Genomic DNA, 17,910 nt, shown 5'->3' on the forward strand with positions numbered 1-17,910 from the left:
ATGTTCATTAGGTAATCCCATGTGGGTGCCCGCTGTCAAGGGGTGTAAGTATGCTGGGACACATGGCCAAAGGAATTTACGTCAGCGCGACCACCCCGGGCTCCGGCAAGTCCCTCATAGCGCTGGGGCTGGCGGACACCCTCCACCGGCACGCGGACCGGATCGGATTCTTCAAGCCTGTGGTTCACGGCAACGACGCCGCGGCGGACCCGATGGTGGCGCTGATGAAGGCCCGGTTCGATCTTGATGACCAGCGCTGCCGCGGCGGCCTGACGTTTGCCGAGGTCCGCGGGCTGCTGGCCGAGGGCAACAGGGCCGAGATCGACGCCCGCTGCGTGGAAATCTTCGCCGAAATGTCCCGCCACTGCGACGTAGTGATTGTGGAGGGGACGGACCTCACCGGCCAGGATGCCGCCGTCGAATTCGACCTCAACGCTCGCCTCGCGAACAACCTGGCCGCCTCGATCGTCGCCGTGGTGGGCGCGAAGGGGCGGACCGTCGCGGAGGCTGCCGACGCCGTCGAGGTTGCCCGCAAGGAACTGGCGGCGGAACACTGCAGCCTCCTGGCCATCATGGTGAACCGGGCCAACCCGGAGGACGTGGACGGGATCGTCGCCGCCGTGAAGCCCGGCGCGTCCGGCCGCCCCGTCTACGTCTTCCCCGAGCTGGAGGACATCGCACGGCCCACCACCGGGGAGGTGGCCTCGGCCCTTGGGATCCGCCAGGTGGCCGGCCGGCAGGACATGGAACGCGACGTCCATTCCATCAAGGTGGCGGCGATGAATGTGGCCAACTTCCTGCACGTGCTCGACGACGGCGCCCTCGTGATCGTCCCGGGTGACCGTGCGGACGTGATGGTCGCGTGCCTCGCGTCATCGTTCTCGCCGGAGTTTCCGGTGCCGTCTGCGCTCATCCTCACCGGCGGCCTGGCCCCGGACCCCAACATCTACTCGCTGCTGGCGCAGGCGCCATTCCCCGTGTTCGCGGCCCCGGACGATACCTACACCACGGCCAAACGGGTGTCCGAGGTCCGCAGCGAGATCTGGTCCGGGCACCGCCGCAAGGTTGCCTCGGCCGTGGGGCTGTGGGCTAAGCGCGTGGACGAGGCCGAGCTGGTGGAGCGGCTGCACCTGCCGCGGCTGGAGCGGATGACGCCGCTGCGGTTCCTGCACGACCTCATTGAGCGGGCCCGGCTGCAGCGCCGGCACATTGTCCTGCCCGAGGGGAACGACGTGCGGATCCTGCGGGCCGCCGAAATTCTGCACCGGCGGGACGTCTGCGACCTCACGATCCTGGGCAATGAGTCGGCGGTCCGGGAGCTGGCGTCCACCCAGGGCATCGACCTCTCCGGCATGAGCATCGTGGACCCCGCGACGTCGGAGCTGCGCCAGCAGTTTGCCCAGAAGTACGCGGAGCTGCGGGCGCACAAGGGCGTGGACCTGGCCCGGGCGCTGGAAGTCATGCTCGACGGCAGCTACTTCGGCACCATGATGGTGCAGCTCGGTGTGGTGGACGGCATGGTGTCCGGCGCCGCGCACACCACGGCCCACACCATCCGGCCCGCGCTGGAGTTCGTCAAGACGCGGGACGGCGTCAAGATCGTCTCCTCGGTGTTCCTGATGCTGATGCCGGACCGGGTGCTGGTCTACGGCGACTGCGCGGTCAACCCTGACCCGAACGCGGAGCAGCTGGCGGATATCGCGCTGGCCTCGGCCGAGACGGCAGCCCAGTTCGGCGTGGAGCCGCGGGTGGCCATGCTGTCCTACTCCACCGGCGGATCCGGGACCGGGGAAGCAGTGGACAAAGTCCGGCAGGCCACCGAAGTCGTGAAGGACCGCCGCCCGGATCTGGCCGTTGAAGGCCCCATCCAGTACGACGCCGCCGTCGACGCCGCGATCGCCGCGTCCAAGATGCCGGGCTCGTCCGTGGCAGGGCAGGCGACCGTGTTCATCTTCCCGGACCTGAACACCGGCAACAACACCTACAAGGCGGTGCAGCAGTCCTCGGGTGCGGTCGCCGTCGGGCCGGTCCTGCAGGGTCTCCGGAAGCCGGTTAACGACCTCTCCCGCGGGTGCACCGTCGAGGACATCGTGAACACGGTGGCCATCACCGCCGTGCAGGCGCAGTCCGTGGAGCCCGCTACCGAGCCGGAACCTGCGGCTGCCCGCGCATAGTAAGCTGTTCCGGCTCGGCTGTTTTCCGGGTCAGCTGGTATCGGTCAGCTGTTTTCCGTCAGCTGTTTTCCGGCTTCGCCGGACTTTCGGGGTCTTCCTCCTTGGCGGGCTCATCGGCCAGGCCCGCCGGCGTGAGATCCAGGTCCTCCAGATTCTCGGGGGCCTCGGGCGCTTCGCCGACCTCGGCGGCCTTGGGGTTTCCTGTGTCGTCCAGGGCCGGGTTCGCGCCGACGACGCCGGTGGGATCCGGTTTACCGGAACCGCTGGCGGGTTCGGTGCCCGCTGGTTCGGTGCCCTCCGGCTGGGTCGCGTCGTCAGTCATGGAAATCCCCTTCGTGAGTTGTCCAGTTGGTCCGCCGACTCTAGGCGCCCGGCCCGGCTTTCGCAACGGATGGGCGCCACTGGCGTTCCGGCAATTTGGTCCGGCAATTTATAGTGGATCCCACGGAGCGCTCGGCCAGGCTCCGGCGTGATGCCAGTCCCGGCGCACCCTCGGGTAGCGTCGAAGCCAAGGCTTAGGAGGCCCCATGCTCGTGCTCGTCATCAACTCTGGCTCGTCTTCGCTCAAGTATCAGGTGCGCGACGTCGAGGCCGGCAGCGTGCTCACCGAAGGCCTGGTCGAGAAGATCGGCATGGGTGCCGGCGGTGAGGGCGACGGCCAGATCGAGGGCCCGCGCGACCACGCCCAGGCGCTGGAGCAGGTGGACGCCGCCATCCACGACGCCTTGGGGGACCGCGTGCTGGATGCCGTCGGCCACCGCGTGGTGCACGGCGGGGAGCGCTTCGCCGAGCCGGTGCTGGTCAACAACGAGATCACCCGGGCCATTGAGCGGCTGAACCCGCTCGCCCCGCTGCACAACCCCGCCAACGTCCTCGGCATCCGCGCGATCTCGAAGAAGTGGCCCGAACTGCCGCAGGTGGCCGTGTTCGACACCGCCTTCCACCGCACCCTGCCCGAGCACGCCTGGCGCTATGCGGTGCCGGACGAGCTCTACACGAACCACGGGATCCGCCGCTACGGCTTCCACGGCACCTCGCACGAATACGTTGCGCACCGGGCGGCGGCGCTGCTGGATGTTCCGGTCGAGGAGTTCGACGCCGTGATCGCCCACCTGGGGAACGGCGCCTCGGTCACCGCGATCCGCGGCGGCCAGTCAATCGACACGTCCATGGGATTCACGCCCCTCGAGGGTCTCGTCATGGGCACCCGCTCCGGCGACCTCGATCCGTCCATCCTGGTCTTCCTCGGCCGGAACGGATGGTCACCCGAGGACCTGGATTCGATGCTGAACCGGCAGTCCGGGCTCAAAGGCCTGGCCGGCAACAACGACATGCGCTCCGTGGTGGAGGCCGCGGAAGCCGGCGATGCCAAGGCGGCCATGGCCCTGGCGGTCGCGTCCTACCGGCTCGCGAAGTACATCGGCGGCTACCACGTGGCCGTGGGCGGCGCGAAGGCTCTTGTCTTCACGGCCGGAATCGGCGAGAACTCGCACCAGTTCCGGAACCTGGTGGCGCAGCGGCTCGGTGCCCTCGGCGTCGAACTCGACGCCGGGCTGAACCGGGAACGGTCCAGGGAACCCCGCGTCATTTCCACCCCGACGTCGGCCCTGCCGGTCCTTGTGGTCCCCACTGACGAGGAACGGGCGATCGCGGAGGCAACGGCCGCCGCCGTCGCGCAGGCATCCGTTGCTCCGTAGCCGCCCTTTTGGCCGCGCAAAAAGGCGCTTCCGGAGCGACGGATGGGTAGCGTTGGGGACATGAATGAACCCAAGCCACTGCCTCCGCTGCCCATCCGCACCGAGCGGCTGGTGCTGCGGCGTTTTGCAGCCGCCGACCTCGATGCCTTCCATGCCTACCACTCGCTCCCGGAAACCGCCCGGTTCCTGCCCCGCGAGGCCAAGAGCTACACCCAGTCGATGGAAACGGTGGGACGGTACGCCAACTTCGAGTTCGAGAAGGAGGGCGACTGGGTGGCCCTGGCCATTGAGGCCCAGGATTCGCCCGGCCTCCTCGGTGAGGTGGTGCTGAAGTGGCTGGAGGGGTGCGGGCAGGCCGAGATCGGCTGGAGCCTGGCCCCGGAGGCGCGGGGACGGGGCATCGCGAGCGAGGCCGCCCGGGCACTGCTGAAGCTCGGCTTTGAGGAGCTGGGCTTCCACCGCATCGACGCCAAGCTCGATGCCCTGAACACAGCCTCGGCGGCGCTTTGTGAACGGCTCGGCATGCGCCTGGAATCACGGCAGGTGGACAAATGGCATTACAAGGGCGAATGGGCCACGGAAGTGGTGTACGCCATGCTCGCGGACGAGTGGAAGGCCCGCTGACCGGGCCCGGCGCTTGAACTCGGTCAACTCCGCCTGGTGCAGCGTAGCGGCCGACTCAACCATCGGCCGCAAGCTCAACCACGGGCCTCAGGTGCCGGACGAACCAGGCTCATAGGTCCCGTACGTCGGAAGCCCTGCCGACTCATAGACAAGAATCGCGAGTCCGCCGGGCGTCGCCTCATGGCGGACCAGACGCAGGCCCGCCGGGGCGCCACCGGCCGGAAACAGTTGCCTGCCGTTACCCACCACCACAGGGGCGATCACCAGCCTCAGTTCGTCGATCAGCCCCTTCGCCAGCAGCGACTGGGCCAGCCGGGCACTCCCGTGGATCTGCAACTCCCGGCCGGGTTGCCTCTTCAACTCAGCGACCTGCGCGGGGACGTCCCCGGACAGGATGGTCGTGGGCGCCCAACCAGCCCGCGCCAGGCTCTGCGAGGCCACGTACTTCGGCAAACCGTTCATCTTCTCAGAGAACGGATCATCAGGGTCCGTGATTCTCGGCCAGTCCCTCGCAAAGTTGACGTAGGTGCGGCGGCCGAACAGCAACGCATCCGCCTCACCCAGCCAGTCCGCCGCCTGCTGGATGAATTCCTCGTCAAGATAGGGGACGAACCAACCTCCTTGTGAGAAGCCGTCGCTGGTATCCTCCTCGGGCGATCCAGGACCCTGCGCCACGCCGTCCAATGTGAGGAACTCTGTCAGCGTTAGTCTCATCGTGTTGCCTCTCCGTGCTGGGTGCTGGGTGCTGGGTGCCGGGTGCTGGGTGCTGGGGCCTGGGTGCCGGGTTCACCGGCCCGGGCTGGGCCTGGAATCACGGCAGGTGGCAAGTGGCACAACAAGGACGAACGGGCCACGGAAATGGTGTACACCATCCCCGCGGATGAATGGAAGGCCCGGCAGCAGGTATCCGGCGGCCGAAGGCGCAGCGAAGCCCCAATCTAAGGGACGCGCAAATCGTAGGGAAGTACCGACCTGGATAGCGCTCTGACGAGGTGGCGGTCTGTCGGGACGCCGATCTGACGCAGATGGCCGGAATGAAGTCCTCATTCCGGCCATCTGCGTCCATTCGGAACCAATTCGGGCCCAAGCCGAACCCGATTCGAGTTCCCGCCTTAGGGTGCCGGCGGCGCGGTGGATACCGGCGCCGGTGAGACCGTGCCCGGTGCGGGAGCCGCGGGTTGCGTCAGTTGCTGCCCTGCCGGCTCCGTGGCACCGGAGCCCGGGGCGGGACCGGACGACGTCGTACCGTCACTCGGCGCCGCGACTCCCGTGGCTCCCGTGGTTCCCGGGGCCGGGGCCTGCGTGCTGCCGGGGGTGGTTTCGGCAGTGGCTCCCGACGTCGTACCGGGCGTGGCAGCGGTACCGGCACCAGGCGTGGCGCCGGAGGTTGCGCCGGGCGTGGCGCCGGAGGTTGCGCCGGGCGTGGCGCCCGGAGTTGGCGCTGTGCCGGCGGACCCGGCCGGGGTGGCGCTCGGATCGGCCTTGATGACCGCCATGATCTGTTCCTTGTACGCGCTGAGCCGGCCCTGGATCTCCGAGAGCGGCTGGTTCCGCAGGTCCTTGCCGTAGGCGGCGATCTCCTGCCACAGCTCGTTGAGCCTGGTCATGCCGTCGCCGCTCAGGGGCCCATCCAGGGTCAGGACAAGTTGGCTGGCCAAGGCGTAGGTCAGGCACCGGACGCAGTTGTAGTTCGCCGACGCCGAGAGATTTTCCGGAACGATCACATCGGTCTGTCCCACAATCAGGACCACCTGGAAGCCCACCGCCACGGCGGCGCAGTCCGCGCAGCTGGCAAAGGCGTACGCCTCATTCCTGGTGTCCACGGTGTCACCGTCCTCGGCCCAGACCAGGGCGAAGGCGACGTCGTAGACCACGGAACCGTCAGTGGTGTTGACCGCGAGCGACTGGTTGCCGTCGTCCTCCGGAGCGGCCGGCTTGTCGAAGGGGAAGACCCAGGAAGGGGCAGCAGGCGCCGCCGCGGGGCCGGTCTGGTTTGCGGTGCTGGCCGTGCCGGACTGCCGGGGCACCAGGACCATGCTCAGCTGCGGGTCCTCGCGTGTGGGCCGCCGGGCGCCCTCCGGCCACAGGGCAACGGTCGTTCCCGACTGGCCCTCGGCCATCCGGGACGCGGCGGAGGCCGGGAAGACGGCGGTGGTGGCGTCGGCAAGGGTGCCGCGCTCGTAAGGCTGGACCGGGCGGTAGGTGTCAGCTCCCGGCCACCAGGCCCAGGCGAGGCCCGCCGCCACCGCCGCGATCGCAACGATGGCGGTGGCACGCTGGAGGGCCTTGCCGCGGGTCCTGCGCCACAGGCCGGTGGCCAGCTGGCGGACCAGGCGCAGCAGGATGTAGAAGATGCCCAGCACCGGCAGCGCCAGGCAGGCGATCGCGATCACCCGCACAGCGGCGTCGGCGACGTCCCCGGTGGCGACGCTGTGGGAAAGCATGGCCTGCTGTTTCAGGCCGTTGTCCCAGGCGGTGCCCAGGACGCGCGGCAGGGTGAGCACCATGGTGGCCATGCTGAAGAGCAGCAGGGGGACCGTGACCAGCACCCAGATGGTGACCACGGCCCGCGCCCAGGGCTTCAGGAGCCCGGCTTCGGGATCTGTCTTCCGCCACGGCACCAGGGCCAGCAGCGTGGGCTTGATGCGCTGGAACAGGTCCGGGACACCGGTAGCGTCGGCCAGGATATGGTAGCCGTCGAAGCGGACCAGCGGCATCAGCTGCCGGACCATCTGCAGGATCTGGGTAACCACCACCAGCAGCAGCGCATCGAAGCCGGTGGCCCACCAGATACCCATGATCGCGACCGCCACGATGGCGTTGAAGTACAGTCCGCCGAGGTCCGTGCGCAGCCGGCCGCCGCGCCCCAGCCGGTAGGAATCCGTGACGTCGGTATAGAAGGCCGGCCACATCAGATACAGGCCGGTCCCCATGGCGCCGGGGGTGGCCCCGCCGCGGCGGGCGGCGGCGGCGTGGCCGAACTCGTGGAAGCCGGCCGAGAGCACCGTGACCACCAGGATCAGAAGCACCAGGCCGGGGTTGGCGAAGGCCTCATGCGTTGCCGATGCCAGACCCTTGACCATCAGCACCCACCAGCACGTGGCCAGGAAGGCCGCGGTCACGGCCACCACGATCAAGGGGTTGAACAGCGTGGCGAACGGCGCGGTGATCTTCCGGGTGCGGTCCGGATCGGTCACCGAGTACCGGAAGCGCATACCCAGCAGCGGGTTCGATTTCTTTACCGCGGGCTCGGAGCCGTCCGCCAGCTGCAGGAGGCCGAGGGGGAGCAGCTGGGAAGTGATCAGGGTGCGGACGTTCTCGGCACTGACGAGCCGTCCGAAACTGTCACTGGCGTGCCCGGCGATTTCTTCCAGGCCCCGCTCGCCGTCGATCGCCTCGAGCACCAGGTACAGCAGTCGGGTGAGCTGGATGGTCTGGCCGTCGGAACGGCGCACGAGGGACGGGGCTTCCTTGTAACCGGACCCCTTCGCCTCGCCGATCAGCTGGACGCCGGCGGCCCGCACCGGAACCGGGTGCAGGCCGACCGCCGCGGACGCCGCCGGGCCGGCAGCGTCGCCGCGTGCACCGGCTCCGGAGTCGGTGCCGGGCGATGTGGCGGCGGATGTGGCGCCGCCGGTGGCAGACAGGGCCGGAGGGCCGTCCTGCCCGGACGGCCCTCCGTGCACAGTGCTCATCTAGGTGCTACTGCTTCAGGTCGGACTGCTGGTCAGCCGACGCCGTAGCGTCACCATGGATGTCCTGGTTGATGATGGCATCCTGCTGGGCGACGGCGAACGCGTTGCTGTCGATAGAGCCGATGTTGGCGCCGACGGCAGCGTCGATCGGCGCGGCCACGTTGGCGTTGGCGGCCACCGCACCGTTGATCGGTGCTGCGATGCCAGCGTTGGCGTCCAGGTTCACATCGACGTTGAGCAGGTTGCCGTTGAGGGCACCCGCGGCGCCGGCAGCGGCTCCCACGTCAGTCGGCAGCGCACCGCCCAGGTCCGGGGCCGTGCCATCCGGCAAGACGCCGGTGGCATCGGCGGGTACCGTGCCGGCGGGTACAGCGCCGCCGAGATCGGCCGTGGCGGCAGGCGTGGCCGGATCGGTGGGGGCAGGCGCTGCGGCAGAATCTGCTGTGGTCCCGGCATCCGTACCGGTGCCCTGGTCGATGACACTGTCCTGGGTGGAGTCTGCCGTGGCATCGCCTGTGACGCCCTGGTTGATAATGGTGCCCTGGTCGGCGAGGGCCTGGGACTCAGACCCGAAAGAGAGCACGTTTGCCGAGGCAGCCGCATCAATCGGCGCGGCAACGTTGGCGTTGGCCGCGACGCCGAGGTCGATCGGCGCCGCGGCGCTGATCCCCAGGTTCAGGTCGGCGTTCAGGTCCAGGACGGAGGCGACTTCCTTGTCCGGGAGAGCCGTGCCGCCCTGCGCCATCAGCTCATCATCAGTCAACGGGGTCATTCCCTGCTCAACGCTCATAACAAACTCCATCTCCGGCACCCTGTGCCCGGTCAAAGCCCTACGACGCCCCGCCCCCAGCGGACGGGTTCCACGTCGAAGTGCCCATCATGCCAGTAAATAGTAAGCATGATGACCAAATATCGGTAGCGGGCTCCCGGATTATTGCCGGAAAGTCTGCTGACCGGCCGGAAAACGCATCGATTGCTCCGTAACTGCCCTCATAGAGGTCTAAAAGGGCGCCTACGGAGCAACCGATGGGGTTCTTACTTCAGTCCGGCTCCGGGCAGCAGTTCGGTGGCCCCGAGGGAATCGGCGACGAACGCGTAGTCCCAGGCCCGTTCGCGCCACTGCACGTACCGGCCCGACGCGCCGCCGTGGCCGCCTTCCATCTCGATTTTCAGGACGACGGGTTCGCTGCCGGTGTTCACCTCGCGCAGCCGCTGCACCCACTTGGCCGGCTCCACGTAGAGCACGCGGGTGTCGTTGAAGCTGGTGACCGCGGCGATCTTCGGGTACGCCACGGCACGGACGTTCTCGTAGGGCGTGTACGACTTCATGTACGCGTACACGTCCGGGTCGGTGATCGGGTTGCCCCATTCCTCCCACTCCAGCGCCGAGAGCGGCAGGTCGGGGTCCAGGATGGTGGTCAATGCGTCCACGAACGGGACGGCGGCAACGATCGCCGCGTACTTTTCCGGCGCCAGGTTGGCGACCGCGCCCATGAGCAGGCCGCCGGCGGATCCGCCCATCGCCGCGATCCGTGCCGGGTCCACCCAGCCGGAACCGGCGAGCCAGTCCGTGGCCGCAATGAAGTCGGTGAACGTGTTTTTCTTGTGCAGCTTCTTGCCGTCGTCGTACCAGTGCCGGCCCAGCTCGCCGCCGCCCCGGATGTGGGCGATCACAAACACGATTCCCCGGTCCAGCAGGGATAACCGGGGGATCCCGAAGCCCGGATCCATGCTCATTTCGTAGGAGCCGTAGCCGTACACCAGGCCGGCCGCCGTCGAATCCTGCCGGACGGAGGCATGGCGGAGGACCGAGAGCGGAATCCGGGTCCCGTCGGACGCCACCGCCCATTCCCGGGTGGCGACGTAGTCCGACGGCGTGTAGCCGCCCAGCACCGGGCTCTCCTTGCGCAGCAGGAGTTCACCGGCCGGGAGCTCCGGGGTGGGCAGCACGAAGTCGTAGACCCGCGACGGGGTGAAGTAGGAGGTGTAGCCCATCCGGATGACGGGCGCCTCGTAGTCGGAGCCCGCGACGCCGGCGGTATACAGCTCTTCGGCGAACGCAGGCTCCACGGCGGCGCCCTGCTCCGGGGTGCCCAGTCCTGCCAGGGGCAGGACCTGGACCCGTTCAATGGTGTCCTTGCGCACGGAGACCACCGCGTGGGTCGACGTGACGCCGGCGCCGTTGACCCGGACCTGGTCGGAATGGGCGACGACGGTATCCCAGTGCTGCTCGGCGAGCGGCTTTGCGAGCTCGGCCGGGTCCACCAGCGAGACCATGGAATTGATGGCGTCCTTGTTGTGCGTGAGCAGAATCCGCTCCCGGCCCCGTCCCGTGGCGTCCGCCAGCAGGAACGGCTCGGCCTCGTAGAGGATGCGCTCGTCGCGGGAGATCACGGTGCGCAGGCCGGCGTCGGGGTCATCAAAGCGCAGCAGGCGGGTCTCGCTGAACTCGGAGCAGCCGATGCTGAGCACCAGGTGCCGCCGGTCGGCAGAGAGCTCGAAGCCGAGCCACATGGCGACGTCGTCCTCCTGGTAGATGACCGTGTCCTCGCCGACGGGTGTGCCGAGCACGTGGGACTTGACCTGGTACGGCCGCCACGAATCGTCCACCACCGTATAGAAGATCCGGCTGCCGTCGGGGGAGAAGGAGATGCCGTAGAAGACGTTCTCGATCACATCCGGAAGCAAGTCGCCGGTGCGGAGGTCCTTGATGCGCAGGGTGAAGCGCTCGTCGCCGGCGTTGTCCACGGCGTAGGCGTAAAGGGTGCCGTCGATGGTCGTGGCCGCCCCGCCCACGGCGAAGAACGGCTTGCCCTCGGCCTCGAGGTTGCCATCGAGGAGGACCTCCTCGCCGGGGATGACGACGCCGGCCTCCACGGCCGGCGGAGTCCAGTCCGCGACGCGGTCCCCGGTGTCCCGGCCGCGCACGCGGCAGTGGATGCCGTACTCCTTGCCCTCGACCGAGCGGGTGAAATACCACCAGCCGTCCTTGCGGTTCGGGACGGAAAGGTCAGTTTCCTGGGTGCGGCCCTTGATTTCCTGGAAGATTGCCTCGCGCAGCGGCTCCTGGTGCGCGGTCACGGACTCCTGGTAGGAGTTTTCAGCCTTGAGCAGGTCCACGACCTCTGCGGACTCCTTGTCCCGGAGCCACTCGTAGTTGTCCTCGAACGCGTCGCCGTGATGGGTGCGCACCGAGGGAACTTTCCGGGCGACGGGAGGCTGCGGGGACGGCTGGGCGGGAGTCTGGGTCATGGACCCAATCTACCGAAGAGCGGCGCCTCAATTGCCGTTCTGCAGATTGTTGGCCGCCACGTAGCCGGCGAGCGTTCCCGAGCGCAGTGCGGCGGAGAGCGCTGCGGTCGCGGCAGGGTCCTTCAGGACAATCGACTGGCCGTCCCGGCTGGTCCCGGTGCCGGCGGTCGGCAGGGTGAAGAACACGCCACGTCCCGGCGGCGTGCTCCGCAGGCCGAAGGCGAGGTTTTCCAGCGACTCCAGGGTGAAGCTTGCGTCCAGGGTCACGTGCGGCAGCACCGTCTTGATGAGTTTGCGGACGGTGCCGCGGTCCGCCAGACCGCCTTCGGAAGCCAACTTGACCATCATGGCTTTCAAGAACGTCTGCTGGTTCCGGACCCGCTGGTAATCGCCATCGGCGAAGGCATGGCGCTCGCGGACAAAGGCCAGGGCCTGCAGCCCGTTGAGGTGGTTCACGCCCGCCGGAAAGTGCACCTTGTCATCTGCGGTGGCGGTGAATGACTGTTTGATGTTGACGTCGACACCGCCGAGCGCGTCCGTCATGGCCGCGAACCCTTGAAAATCCAGCATCACCGTGTGGTCGATGTGCGCACCCAGCAGCGCCTCCACCGTCCGCGTCATCAGCGGCAGTCCGCCCAGTTCCAGCGCGGCATTCACCTTCGCGGTTCCGTGGCCGGGGATGTCCACCCAAAGATCGCGCATGATCGAGATGCCGTAGACGCTCTTCCGGTCCGCCGGGAGGTGGATCAGCACAAGAGCGTCGCCGCGCTGGTCGGAGGTGGTGCCGCGGGCCGCCGCCGCCCGCTCATTCACCCGGCTGTCGCTCCCGATCAGCAGGATGTTGAGGGCGACGGCGGGTGGTTCCGGCGTGGGCGTGGGGGTGGGTGGCGGCGAGGGCGTGGGGCTCGGTGCCCTCGCCGTGGCGGCAGCCGGGGTGGCGGCCGGTGCCGTGGCTCCGGCCGGGCCGGTGCCACCGGGCCGCTGCACGGTGAGGACGTAGGCCGCGACGGCCACGACGACCGCGAGCAGCGCCCCCAGGAGCAGAATAATCGGACGACGGCGGCCTGCCGCAGGGGACGGGGGAGGGGACGCCGCGGAAGCCGCGGCTGCTGGCTCCGGAGCGTTCCCCATGAACGGACGCTAGCACCGCTGCTGCCGCGGGCTAAGGGTCCAAGGGCCTCTCCTGGCCCCTCAGTTGACGGGAGTCAGTTCCCGTTCTCGAACTTGTTCGCGGCGACGTACTCGCCCAGGGTGTCAGAGGCCATCGCCGCGGAGATCTTTTGGATGGCGTCCGGGTCGGCCAGCACGATCGACTGGCCGTCCGTGGACGTTCCGATGCCCCCGGTCGGCAGGGTGAACATGACGGTGTTCTGCGCCCGGATGTCCTTGAGCTCGAGCCCCAGCCCTGCCACGGCTCCCGAATCAAAGGTCTTGTCGACCGTGACGAACGGCGAGACGGCACCGACCATGTTGTTGATGGTGATCGGGTTGCTCAGCGTCTGGCCGGCAGTCGATTTCTTGATGATGGCCCGCAGGAACTCCTGCTGGTTGCGGACCCGCTGGTAGTCGCCGTCGGCGTAGGCGTGGCGTTCGCGCACGAAGGCCAGGGCTTGGGTTCCGTCGAAGGTGTGCTGGCCCGGGGCGAAGGACTGGCCCGGCAGCGCGGTGGAACTGAACGGCACCTTGATGTTCACAGTTACCCCGCCCAGCGCGTCGGTGAGGCCCTTGAAGCCCTCGAAGTCGATCATCGCCACGTGATCGATGCGCTGGTGGAAGATCGACTCGATGGTCTGCACCATCAGCGGCGTACCGCCAAGGGCCAGTGCCGAGTTGATTTTCGCCTCGCCGTGCCCGGGGATGTCCACCCAGAGGTCGCGCATGATGGACATCGTGTAGATGTTCTTGCGGTCCGCCGGGATGTGCATGAGCATCAGCGTGTCCGCGCGCTGGTTCGTGGGCGTTCCGCCCGCGGCATCAGCCTCGGTGGCGCCGCGGCTGTCGCTGCCCATCACCAGGATATTCATCGCGGTGTTGGTCTTCTGCGGACGCGTGGACTCGTCGGGGAAGGCCTGCTCAATCTTGCTCGTGCCGGAGTCGAAGGTCCGTGCCAGGTTGAAGAGGTAGCCGCCGGCCACCACCGCGACGAGCGCCACGACTACGGCGACGGCGATCAGCACCTTGCGGCCCCGGTGTTTCCTCGCGGGGCGCCGTTCCCTGGATCCGGCCGCGGGGACTTGGTCTGCGCTGTCGAAGGGGTGCGTCATGTATTCCTCTTGGTCAGCCGGGACGGTGCCCGGAATCTATCTGTCACTACTCAGGCTGGCTGCACTCAGGCTGGCTGCGCCGGGGGCCAGATGCCGGAAAGTGGGCCCGGTGGCGGCCTTCTTTACAGTACACCGGGCGCGGCAACAACAGTTTTGGACCAAGAAGGCACTAGATAACGCGGGGTTCCCCGGATATGAAGCGCACTGTTGCCTGCGTCACACTCCCTGCCTAGGCTGGGGGCGGTCGCAGCGTCGCGGCCAAAGCAGTAAATGCACGAACAGGGGAATCGTTTGAACCACAAACTCCGGGTTCTTGTCAGGCTCGACCTCGATTGCGGTCAGGCAGAAGTAGCAGCGCAGGGACATGTGACGGCAAGAAGCCTCCAGGCCCTGTACGTGGTGGTCAAGCGGGCGAACCACCTGAGAGAAGGACTCCATCTGGTGTTGGATGTCAGCCACGCCGTGGTGGAGCCGGCAGCCCTGGAGCAGCTGCGGGAGTGCTCAGCCTCCCACCACCTGCCCGCCGCCATTGATCCGCTTCAGTCCGAATGCCAGCTCAGCATCGTGGCGCCGGTGGAACCGATGGCGGTTCCCCGGGCCAGGAGGTTGGCGGCATAGCTCCGGGCCGTCGAACGAAAACCCCTCCGGGAGTGCCCGGCTCTTGCGGCCACTCAGCCGTTGTGGAACTCAGCCGTTGTGCAACTCAGTTGCGGTGCGCGCGAAACGCAGGATGGTGAGGAGCGCGGGCGCGAGCTCGTACTCCATCTGCCGGTACATTCCCTCGCCGCGCCCGTAGGGATCCACGACGTCGTCCTCTGAAACGTCCTGGGCAAGTGTCAGGTGCCGGACCGCAGCGGCCCGGGCGGGCAATTCGCGCCAAAAACTTCTCAGGTCCACCGCCGGATCCGCCGTGCCATCCCGCTGGGTGCTGCCGCGCTGTTCCAGGACCCTCAGCATGCGCGCGAACTCGCGGATGGTAAACGTGCGCCGGAGCAGGGAGGCATCCATCTGCAATGCTTCGCCGCGGTGATGTGCGGCCATGGTCAGGACCAGATCGGTGTCGCGCAGGATCGTCGGCGTCAACTGCCGGGCGGCAAAGCCGTCCGGTGTTCCGCCATAACTCCGGATGATGTCCGCTGAGCTGGGCTGGACGGGCTCGCCCACCATGGCCCGGGTGCCGGCACTCTCTACCTCGAAGGCGCCGGGTTTCATCCGGTCAAGTCCTGCCTGGAGCAGGCGTTCCGCGACGGGGGAACGGCAGATGTTCCCTGTGCAGACGGTCAGGATCCGAATGGGTGGGGACGACTCCAAGGCTTCCATTTTCCGTTTCGTGATGCTTAGCGGCGACGTAATGTCCGAGCTTATCGTTCCCCGGGCACGGGCGCGCGTTTCCCGCTGGCTGGATGACTGGACGGCTGGATGGCTGGACGGCGCTATTCGGCGGACGGCCGCCGTCGTTGCTGTTTCGTCGCTGCCCGCTGTTCCTTTGCGGCGAGGCGTCGACGGTTTGAGCCGCGGGTGGGTTTGGTCGCCCGGCGGCGGGCGGCCTCCGGGGCAAGACCCTCTGCCACGAGGCCGGCGAGCTTGGCCAGGGCGATCTCGCGGTTGCGCAGCTGGGAGCGCTGCTCGGCGGCGGTCACGGTGATCACTCCGGCGATGAGGCGCCGTTCAAGGCGGGTGGCCAGTATCAGCCGTTGACCATCCGAGAGCGCCGTCGAGGCCGCGACGTTCCACGAGAGTTCGACGCGGCTGTCCGAGGTGTTGACGTGCTGGCCGCCGGGCCCGGACGAGCGCGAGAACCGCCAGCGGAGTTCCGACGCGGGAATGGTGAGCGCGGCCGACACCTCCAGATCCATGCAACCAGCGTTACACGGATTCCTGTCCTTGACGCATCTCCGGCCTTCCGCATATCCTGAACGAACGGTCGGTAATTATTTATCCGAAATCATTAGGAGCAACCATGGCATCGCAGACCCTGCAGTCAGTGCCCGCCGAGCCATCGCAGGCACGGCATGAACTGAGCCCCGAGGACGCGGCCCGGCTCGACGCCGAGGGCCAGGCATACTTCGACAAGGTCATGGCGGAAGATTCCCGGATCGAGCCGCGTGACTGGATGCCCCCGGCCTACCGCAAGACGCTCCTGCGCCAGATCTCGCAGCACGCGCACTCGGAGATCATCGGCATGCAGCCCGAAGCCAACTGGATCTCCCGCGCCCCGAGCCTGAAGCGTAAGGCCATCCTCATGGCCAAGGTCCAGGACGAGGCCGGCCACGGTCTCTACCTGTATTCCGCTGCTGAAACCCTCGGCCAGCCGCGCGATCAGATGATGCAGGACCTGATGGACGGCAAGGCCAAGTACTCCTCCATCTTCAACTACCCCGCCCGCACCTGGGCCGACATGGGTGCCATCGGATGGATGGTCGACGGCGCCGCGATCGCCAACCAGGTGCCGCTCTGCCGCGCCTCCTTCGGCCCCTACGGCCGGGCCATGGTGCGGGTCTGCAAGGAAGAGTCCTTCCACCAGCGCCAGGGCTTCGAGATCCTGCTGGAACTTTCCAACGGCACCCCCGAGCAGAAGCAGATGGCACAGGAAGCGGTCAACCGCTGGTACGCCCCGGCCCTGATGATGTTCGGCCCGCCGGATGACGATTCGCCCAACTCCAAGCAGTCCATGGCCTGGAACATCAAGCGGTTCAGCAATGACGAGCTCCGCAACCGGTTTGTCGGCATGATGATGGAGCAGGTCAAGGTCCTCGGTCTGACGCTTCCGGACAAGGACATCCGGTTCAACGAGGAAACCAAGAAGTGGGAGCACGGGCCGCTGGACTGGGATGAATTCCATGAAGTCCTGGCCGGCCGCGGCCCCTGCAACGCCCAGCGCCTGGAACGGCGCCGCGAGGCACACCAGAACGGCGCCTGGGTGCGCGAAGCCGCCGCCGCCTACGCGGAAAAGCAGAGCCGCAAGCAGAAGGAATCAGCAGCATGACAACCGAACCCCACGCAGGAAACGTCTGGCCCATCTGGGAAGTATTCGTGCGCTCCAGCCGTGGCCTGTCCCACGTCCATGCAGGATCGCTGCACGCGCCCGACGCGGCCATGGCCCTGCGCAACGCCCGCGACCTCTACACCCGCCGCAACGAGGGCGTGTCCATCTGGGTGGTCCCGGCCGAGGCCATCGCCTCCAGCGACCCCGATTCCAAGGGTTCCTTCTTTGAATCCCCCCAGGGCAAGGACTACCGCCACGCCACGTACTACACCAAGAGCGAGGGCGTGAAGCACCTGTGAGCACCACTCCCGAAACAGACATGCACGACAGCGGCCACGGCGACATCTCCGTCGGCGTATCCGGTGCGGGCGCCAGCGGTGACGGCACCGCGAGCGCCACCCGCATCACCCCCGGCAACGCCCTCCGTCCGGAAGACATCGCTCTCGCCGTCAACCGCGGCTCCGCGAAGCCGAGCGAGGACGCTGCCGAGTTCGCCCTGCGCCTGGGTGACGACGCACTGATCCTGGCCCAGCGCTTGGGCCACTGGATCTCCCGCGCGCCGGAGCTCGAAGAGGACGTCGCCCTCGGCAACATCGCCCTGGACGAACTGGGCCATGCCCGGTCCTTCCTCAGCTATGCCGGCGGCCTGGATGGGCGCAGCGAAGACGATCTCGCCTACTTCCGCCGCGAGCACGAGTTCCGCTCCGCGGCGCTCTTCGAGCAGCCGAACGGGGACTTCGCCGTCACCATCGCCCGGCAGTTCGTGGTCAGCTACTACCAGTTCGAGCTCTACCGCCGGCTGACGTCCTCCACCGACTCCACCCTGGCCGGCATCGCCGCCAAGGCGGTCAAGGAAGTTGACTACCACCGGGACCACAGTGCCCAGTGGGTGCTGCGCCTGGCCCTCGGCACGGACGAATCGCGCCGGCGCATGATCCAGGCGTTCAAAGTCGTCTGGCCCTTCGTCGATGAGCTGTTCCGCGACGACGAACTCACCGGACGCCTCAGCGAAGCCGGCGCCGCGCCCCAGCCGTCGAGCCTGCGCGAGGACTTCGACCGGCTCACCGGCGAGATCCTGGCCGAAGCCGAGCTCGAGGTCCCCAACGTCCAGCCATCACCGGGCGGGGGCCGCCGCGGCCTGCACTCCGAACACCTCGGCTACATCCTCGCCGAGATGCAGGTGCTCGCCCGCGAGTACCCCGGAGCCAGCTGGTAGAG

General features: G+C 67.8%; 16 protein-coding genes. 7 read left to right on the plus strand and 9 right to left on the minus strand.

What is annotated here, in order from left to right; all coding sequences use genetic code 11:
• Nucleotides 1–62 precede the first annotated feature (62 nt).
• The gene (gene pta / locus AC1DNG_RS10290) at nucleotides 63–2,174 is read left to right on the plus strand and encodes a phosphate acetyltransferase (RefSeq protein ID WP_476859305.1); all 2,112 of its coding nucleotides are present in this window, start codon (nucleotides 63–65) and stop codon (nucleotides 2,172–2,174) included.
• Nucleotides 2,175–2,232: 58 nt separating this feature from the next.
• Here pta and AC1DNG_RS10295 read toward each other — a convergent pair whose 3' ends face one another.
• Nucleotides 2,233–2,496, minus strand: a complete 264-nt coding sequence (locus tag AC1DNG_RS10295; RefSeq protein ID WP_028276372.1) for a hypothetical protein — start codon at nucleotides 2,494–2,496, stop codon at nucleotides 2,233–2,235.
• A 205-nt stretch (nucleotides 2,497–2,701) separates the two neighbouring features.
• Here AC1DNG_RS10295 and AC1DNG_RS10300 point away from each other — a divergent pair, with 205 nt between their 5' ends.
• Both AC1DNG_RS10300 and AC1DNG_RS10305 read left to right on the plus strand, forming a co-directional pair.
• Entirely contained in the window at nucleotides 2,702–3,871 is a 1,170-nt protein-coding gene (locus tag AC1DNG_RS10300; protein ID WP_476872917.1) for an acetate kinase, read from the plus strand.
• Nucleotides 3,872–3,931: 60 nt separating this feature from the next.
• Nucleotides 3,932–4,495: a GNAT family N-acetyltransferase gene (locus tag AC1DNG_RS10305; RefSeq protein WP_476887291.1), complete on the plus strand. Its 564-nt coding sequence runs from the start codon at nucleotides 3,932–3,934 to the stop codon at nucleotides 4,493–4,495.
• An 87-nt stretch (nucleotides 4,496–4,582) separates the two neighbouring features.
• On the opposite strand, the gene AC1DNG_RS10310 is transcribed toward AC1DNG_RS10305, so the two are convergent.
• The 6 genes from AC1DNG_RS10310 to AC1DNG_RS10335 all read right to left on the minus strand — a co-directional run bounded on the left by AC1DNG_RS10310 (nucleotide 4,583) and on the right by AC1DNG_RS10335 (nucleotide 13,706).
• Complete coding sequence (locus AC1DNG_RS10310; protein WP_476887292.1) at nucleotides 4,583–5,209, minus strand: dihydrofolate reductase family protein; 627 nt, start codon at nucleotides 5,207–5,209, stop codon at nucleotides 4,583–4,585.
• Between the two features lie 398 nt (nucleotides 5,210–5,607).
• Nucleotides 5,608–8,190 (minus strand): hypothetical protein, encoded by a 2,583-nt coding sequence (locus tag AC1DNG_RS10315; RefSeq protein ID WP_476887293.1) that lies wholly within the window; start codon nucleotides 8,188–8,190, stop codon nucleotides 5,608–5,610.
• A gap of 7 nt (nucleotides 8,191–8,197) precedes the next feature.
• Nucleotides 8,198–8,980 (minus strand): peptidoglycan-binding protein, encoded by a 783-nt coding sequence (locus AC1DNG_RS10320; RefSeq protein ID WP_476870384.1) that lies wholly within the window; start codon nucleotides 8,978–8,980, stop codon nucleotides 8,198–8,200.
• Between the two features lie 245 nt (nucleotides 8,981–9,225).
• Nucleotides 9,226–11,442 carry a S9 family peptidase gene (locus AC1DNG_RS10325; RefSeq protein ID WP_476887294.1) on the minus strand — a complete coding sequence of 739 codons (2,217 nt, stop codon included), beginning with the start codon at nucleotides 11,440–11,442 and terminating at the stop codon, nucleotides 9,226–9,228.
• Nucleotides 11,443–11,469: 27 nt separating this feature from the next.
• A complete protein-coding gene (locus AC1DNG_RS10330) occupies nucleotides 11,470–12,573 on the minus strand; it encodes an LCP family protein (protein WP_476887295.1) in 1,104 nt (367 codons plus the stop codon).
• 74 nt (nucleotides 12,574–12,647) lie between these two features.
• Nucleotides 12,648–13,706: an LCP family protein gene (locus AC1DNG_RS10335; protein ID WP_476887296.1), complete on the minus strand. Its 1,059-nt coding sequence runs from the start codon at nucleotides 13,704–13,706 to the stop codon at nucleotides 12,648–12,650.
• A 366-nt stretch (nucleotides 13,707–14,072) separates the two neighbouring features.
• Here AC1DNG_RS10335 and AC1DNG_RS10340 point away from each other — a divergent pair, with 366 nt between their 5' ends.
• Nucleotides 14,073–14,324: a hypothetical protein gene (locus tag AC1DNG_RS10340; RefSeq protein WP_343213085.1), complete on the plus strand. Its 252-nt coding sequence runs from the start codon at nucleotides 14,073–14,075 to the stop codon at nucleotides 14,322–14,324.
• Nucleotides 14,325–14,393: 69 nt separating this feature from the next.
• Here AC1DNG_RS10340 and AC1DNG_RS10345 read toward each other — a convergent pair whose 3' ends face one another.
• Complete coding sequence (locus AC1DNG_RS10345; RefSeq protein WP_476887297.1) at nucleotides 14,394–15,017, minus strand: arsenate reductase/protein-tyrosine-phosphatase family protein; 624 nt, start codon at nucleotides 15,015–15,017, stop codon at nucleotides 14,394–14,396.
• Between the two features lie 122 nt (nucleotides 15,018–15,139).
• Nucleotides 15,140–15,562 (minus strand): alternative ribosome rescue aminoacyl-tRNA hydrolase ArfB, encoded by a 423-nt coding sequence (arfB, locus tag AC1DNG_RS10350; protein ID WP_476855587.1) that lies wholly within the window; start codon nucleotides 15,560–15,562, stop codon nucleotides 15,140–15,142.
• Between the two features lie 104 nt (nucleotides 15,563–15,666).
• On the opposite strand from arfB, the gene paaA reads away from it, so the two are divergent.
• Genes paaA through paaC form a run of 3 tightly spaced genes read left to right on the plus strand, consistent with a single transcriptional unit; the run spans nucleotide 15,667 to nucleotide 17,908 of the window.
• The gene (paaA, locus tag AC1DNG_RS10355; protein ID WP_476859315.1) at nucleotides 15,667–16,692 is read left to right on the plus strand and encodes a 1,2-phenylacetyl-CoA epoxidase subunit PaaA; all 1,026 of its coding nucleotides are present in this window, start codon (nucleotides 15,667–15,669) and stop codon (nucleotides 16,690–16,692) included.
• Complete coding sequence (paaB, locus tag AC1DNG_RS10360; RefSeq protein WP_079554945.1) at nucleotides 16,689–16,991, plus strand: 1,2-phenylacetyl-CoA epoxidase subunit PaaB; 303 nt, start codon at nucleotides 16,689–16,691, stop codon at nucleotides 16,989–16,991. Before paaA ends, paaB begins: the two co-directional genes overlap by 4 nt.
• A gap of 20 nt (nucleotides 16,992–17,011) precedes the next feature.
• The gene (gene paaC / locus AC1DNG_RS10365) at nucleotides 17,012–17,908 is read left to right on the plus strand and encodes a 1,2-phenylacetyl-CoA epoxidase subunit PaaC (protein WP_476887318.1); all 897 of its coding nucleotides are present in this window, start codon (nucleotides 17,012–17,014) and stop codon (nucleotides 17,906–17,908) included.
• The last annotated feature ends 2 nt before the right edge of the window (nucleotides 17,909–17,910 follow it).

The sequence above is a fragment of the Arthrobacter sp. 01T425 genome (assembly GCF_056398725.1).

What these genes read in the sequence shown, in the direction of transcription:
- pta (WP_476859305.1), top strand. Translation starts at nt 63, where the DNA reads ATGGCCAAAGGAATTTACGTCAGCGCGACCACCCCGGGCTCCGGCAAG.
- AC1DNG_RS10295 (WP_028276372.1), bottom strand. Translation starts at nt 2,496, where the DNA reads ATGACTGACGACGCGACCCAGCCGGAGGGCACCGAACCAGCGGGCACC.
- AC1DNG_RS10300 (WP_476872917.1), top strand. Translation starts at nt 2,702, where the DNA reads ATGCTCGTGCTCGTCATCAACTCTGGCTCGTCTTCGCTCAAGTATCAG.
- AC1DNG_RS10305 (WP_476887291.1), top strand. Translation starts at nt 3,932, where the DNA reads ATGAATGAACCCAAGCCACTGCCTCCGCTGCCCATCCGCACCGAGCGG.
- AC1DNG_RS10310 (WP_476887292.1), bottom strand. Translation starts at nt 5,209, where the DNA reads ATGAGACTAACGCTGACAGAGTTCCTCACATTGGACGGCGTGGCGCAG.
- AC1DNG_RS10315 (WP_476887293.1), bottom strand. Translation starts at nt 8,190, where the DNA reads ATGAGCACTGTGCACGGAGGGCCGTCCGGGCAGGACGGCCCTCCGGCC.
- AC1DNG_RS10320 (WP_476870384.1), bottom strand. Translation starts at nt 8,980, where the DNA reads ATGAGCGTTGAGCAGGGAATGACCCCGTTGACTGATGATGAGCTGATG.
- AC1DNG_RS10325 (WP_476887294.1), bottom strand. Translation starts at nt 11,442, where the DNA reads ATGACCCAGACTCCCGCCCAGCCGTCCCCGCAGCCTCCCGTCGCCCGG.
- AC1DNG_RS10330 (WP_476887295.1), bottom strand. Translation starts at nt 12,573, where the DNA reads ATGGGGAACGCTCCGGAGCCAGCAGCCGCGGCTTCCGCGGCGTCCCCT.
- AC1DNG_RS10335 (WP_476887296.1), bottom strand. Translation starts at nt 13,706, where the DNA reads ATGACGCACCCCTTCGACAGCGCAGACCAAGTCCCCGCGGCCGGATCC.
- arfB (WP_476855587.1), bottom strand. Translation starts at nt 15,562, where the DNA reads ATGGATCTGGAGGTGTCGGCCGCGCTCACCATTCCCGCGTCGGAACTC.
- paaA (WP_476859315.1), top strand. Translation starts at nt 15,667, where the DNA reads ATGGCATCGCAGACCCTGCAGTCAGTGCCCGCCGAGCCATCGCAGGCA.
- paaB (WP_079554945.1), top strand. Translation starts at nt 16,689, where the DNA reads ATGACAACCGAACCCCACGCAGGAAACGTCTGGCCCATCTGGGAAGTA.
- paaC (WP_476887318.1), top strand. Translation starts at nt 17,012, where the DNA reads ATGCACGACAGCGGCCACGGCGACATCTCCGTCGGCGTATCCGGTGCG.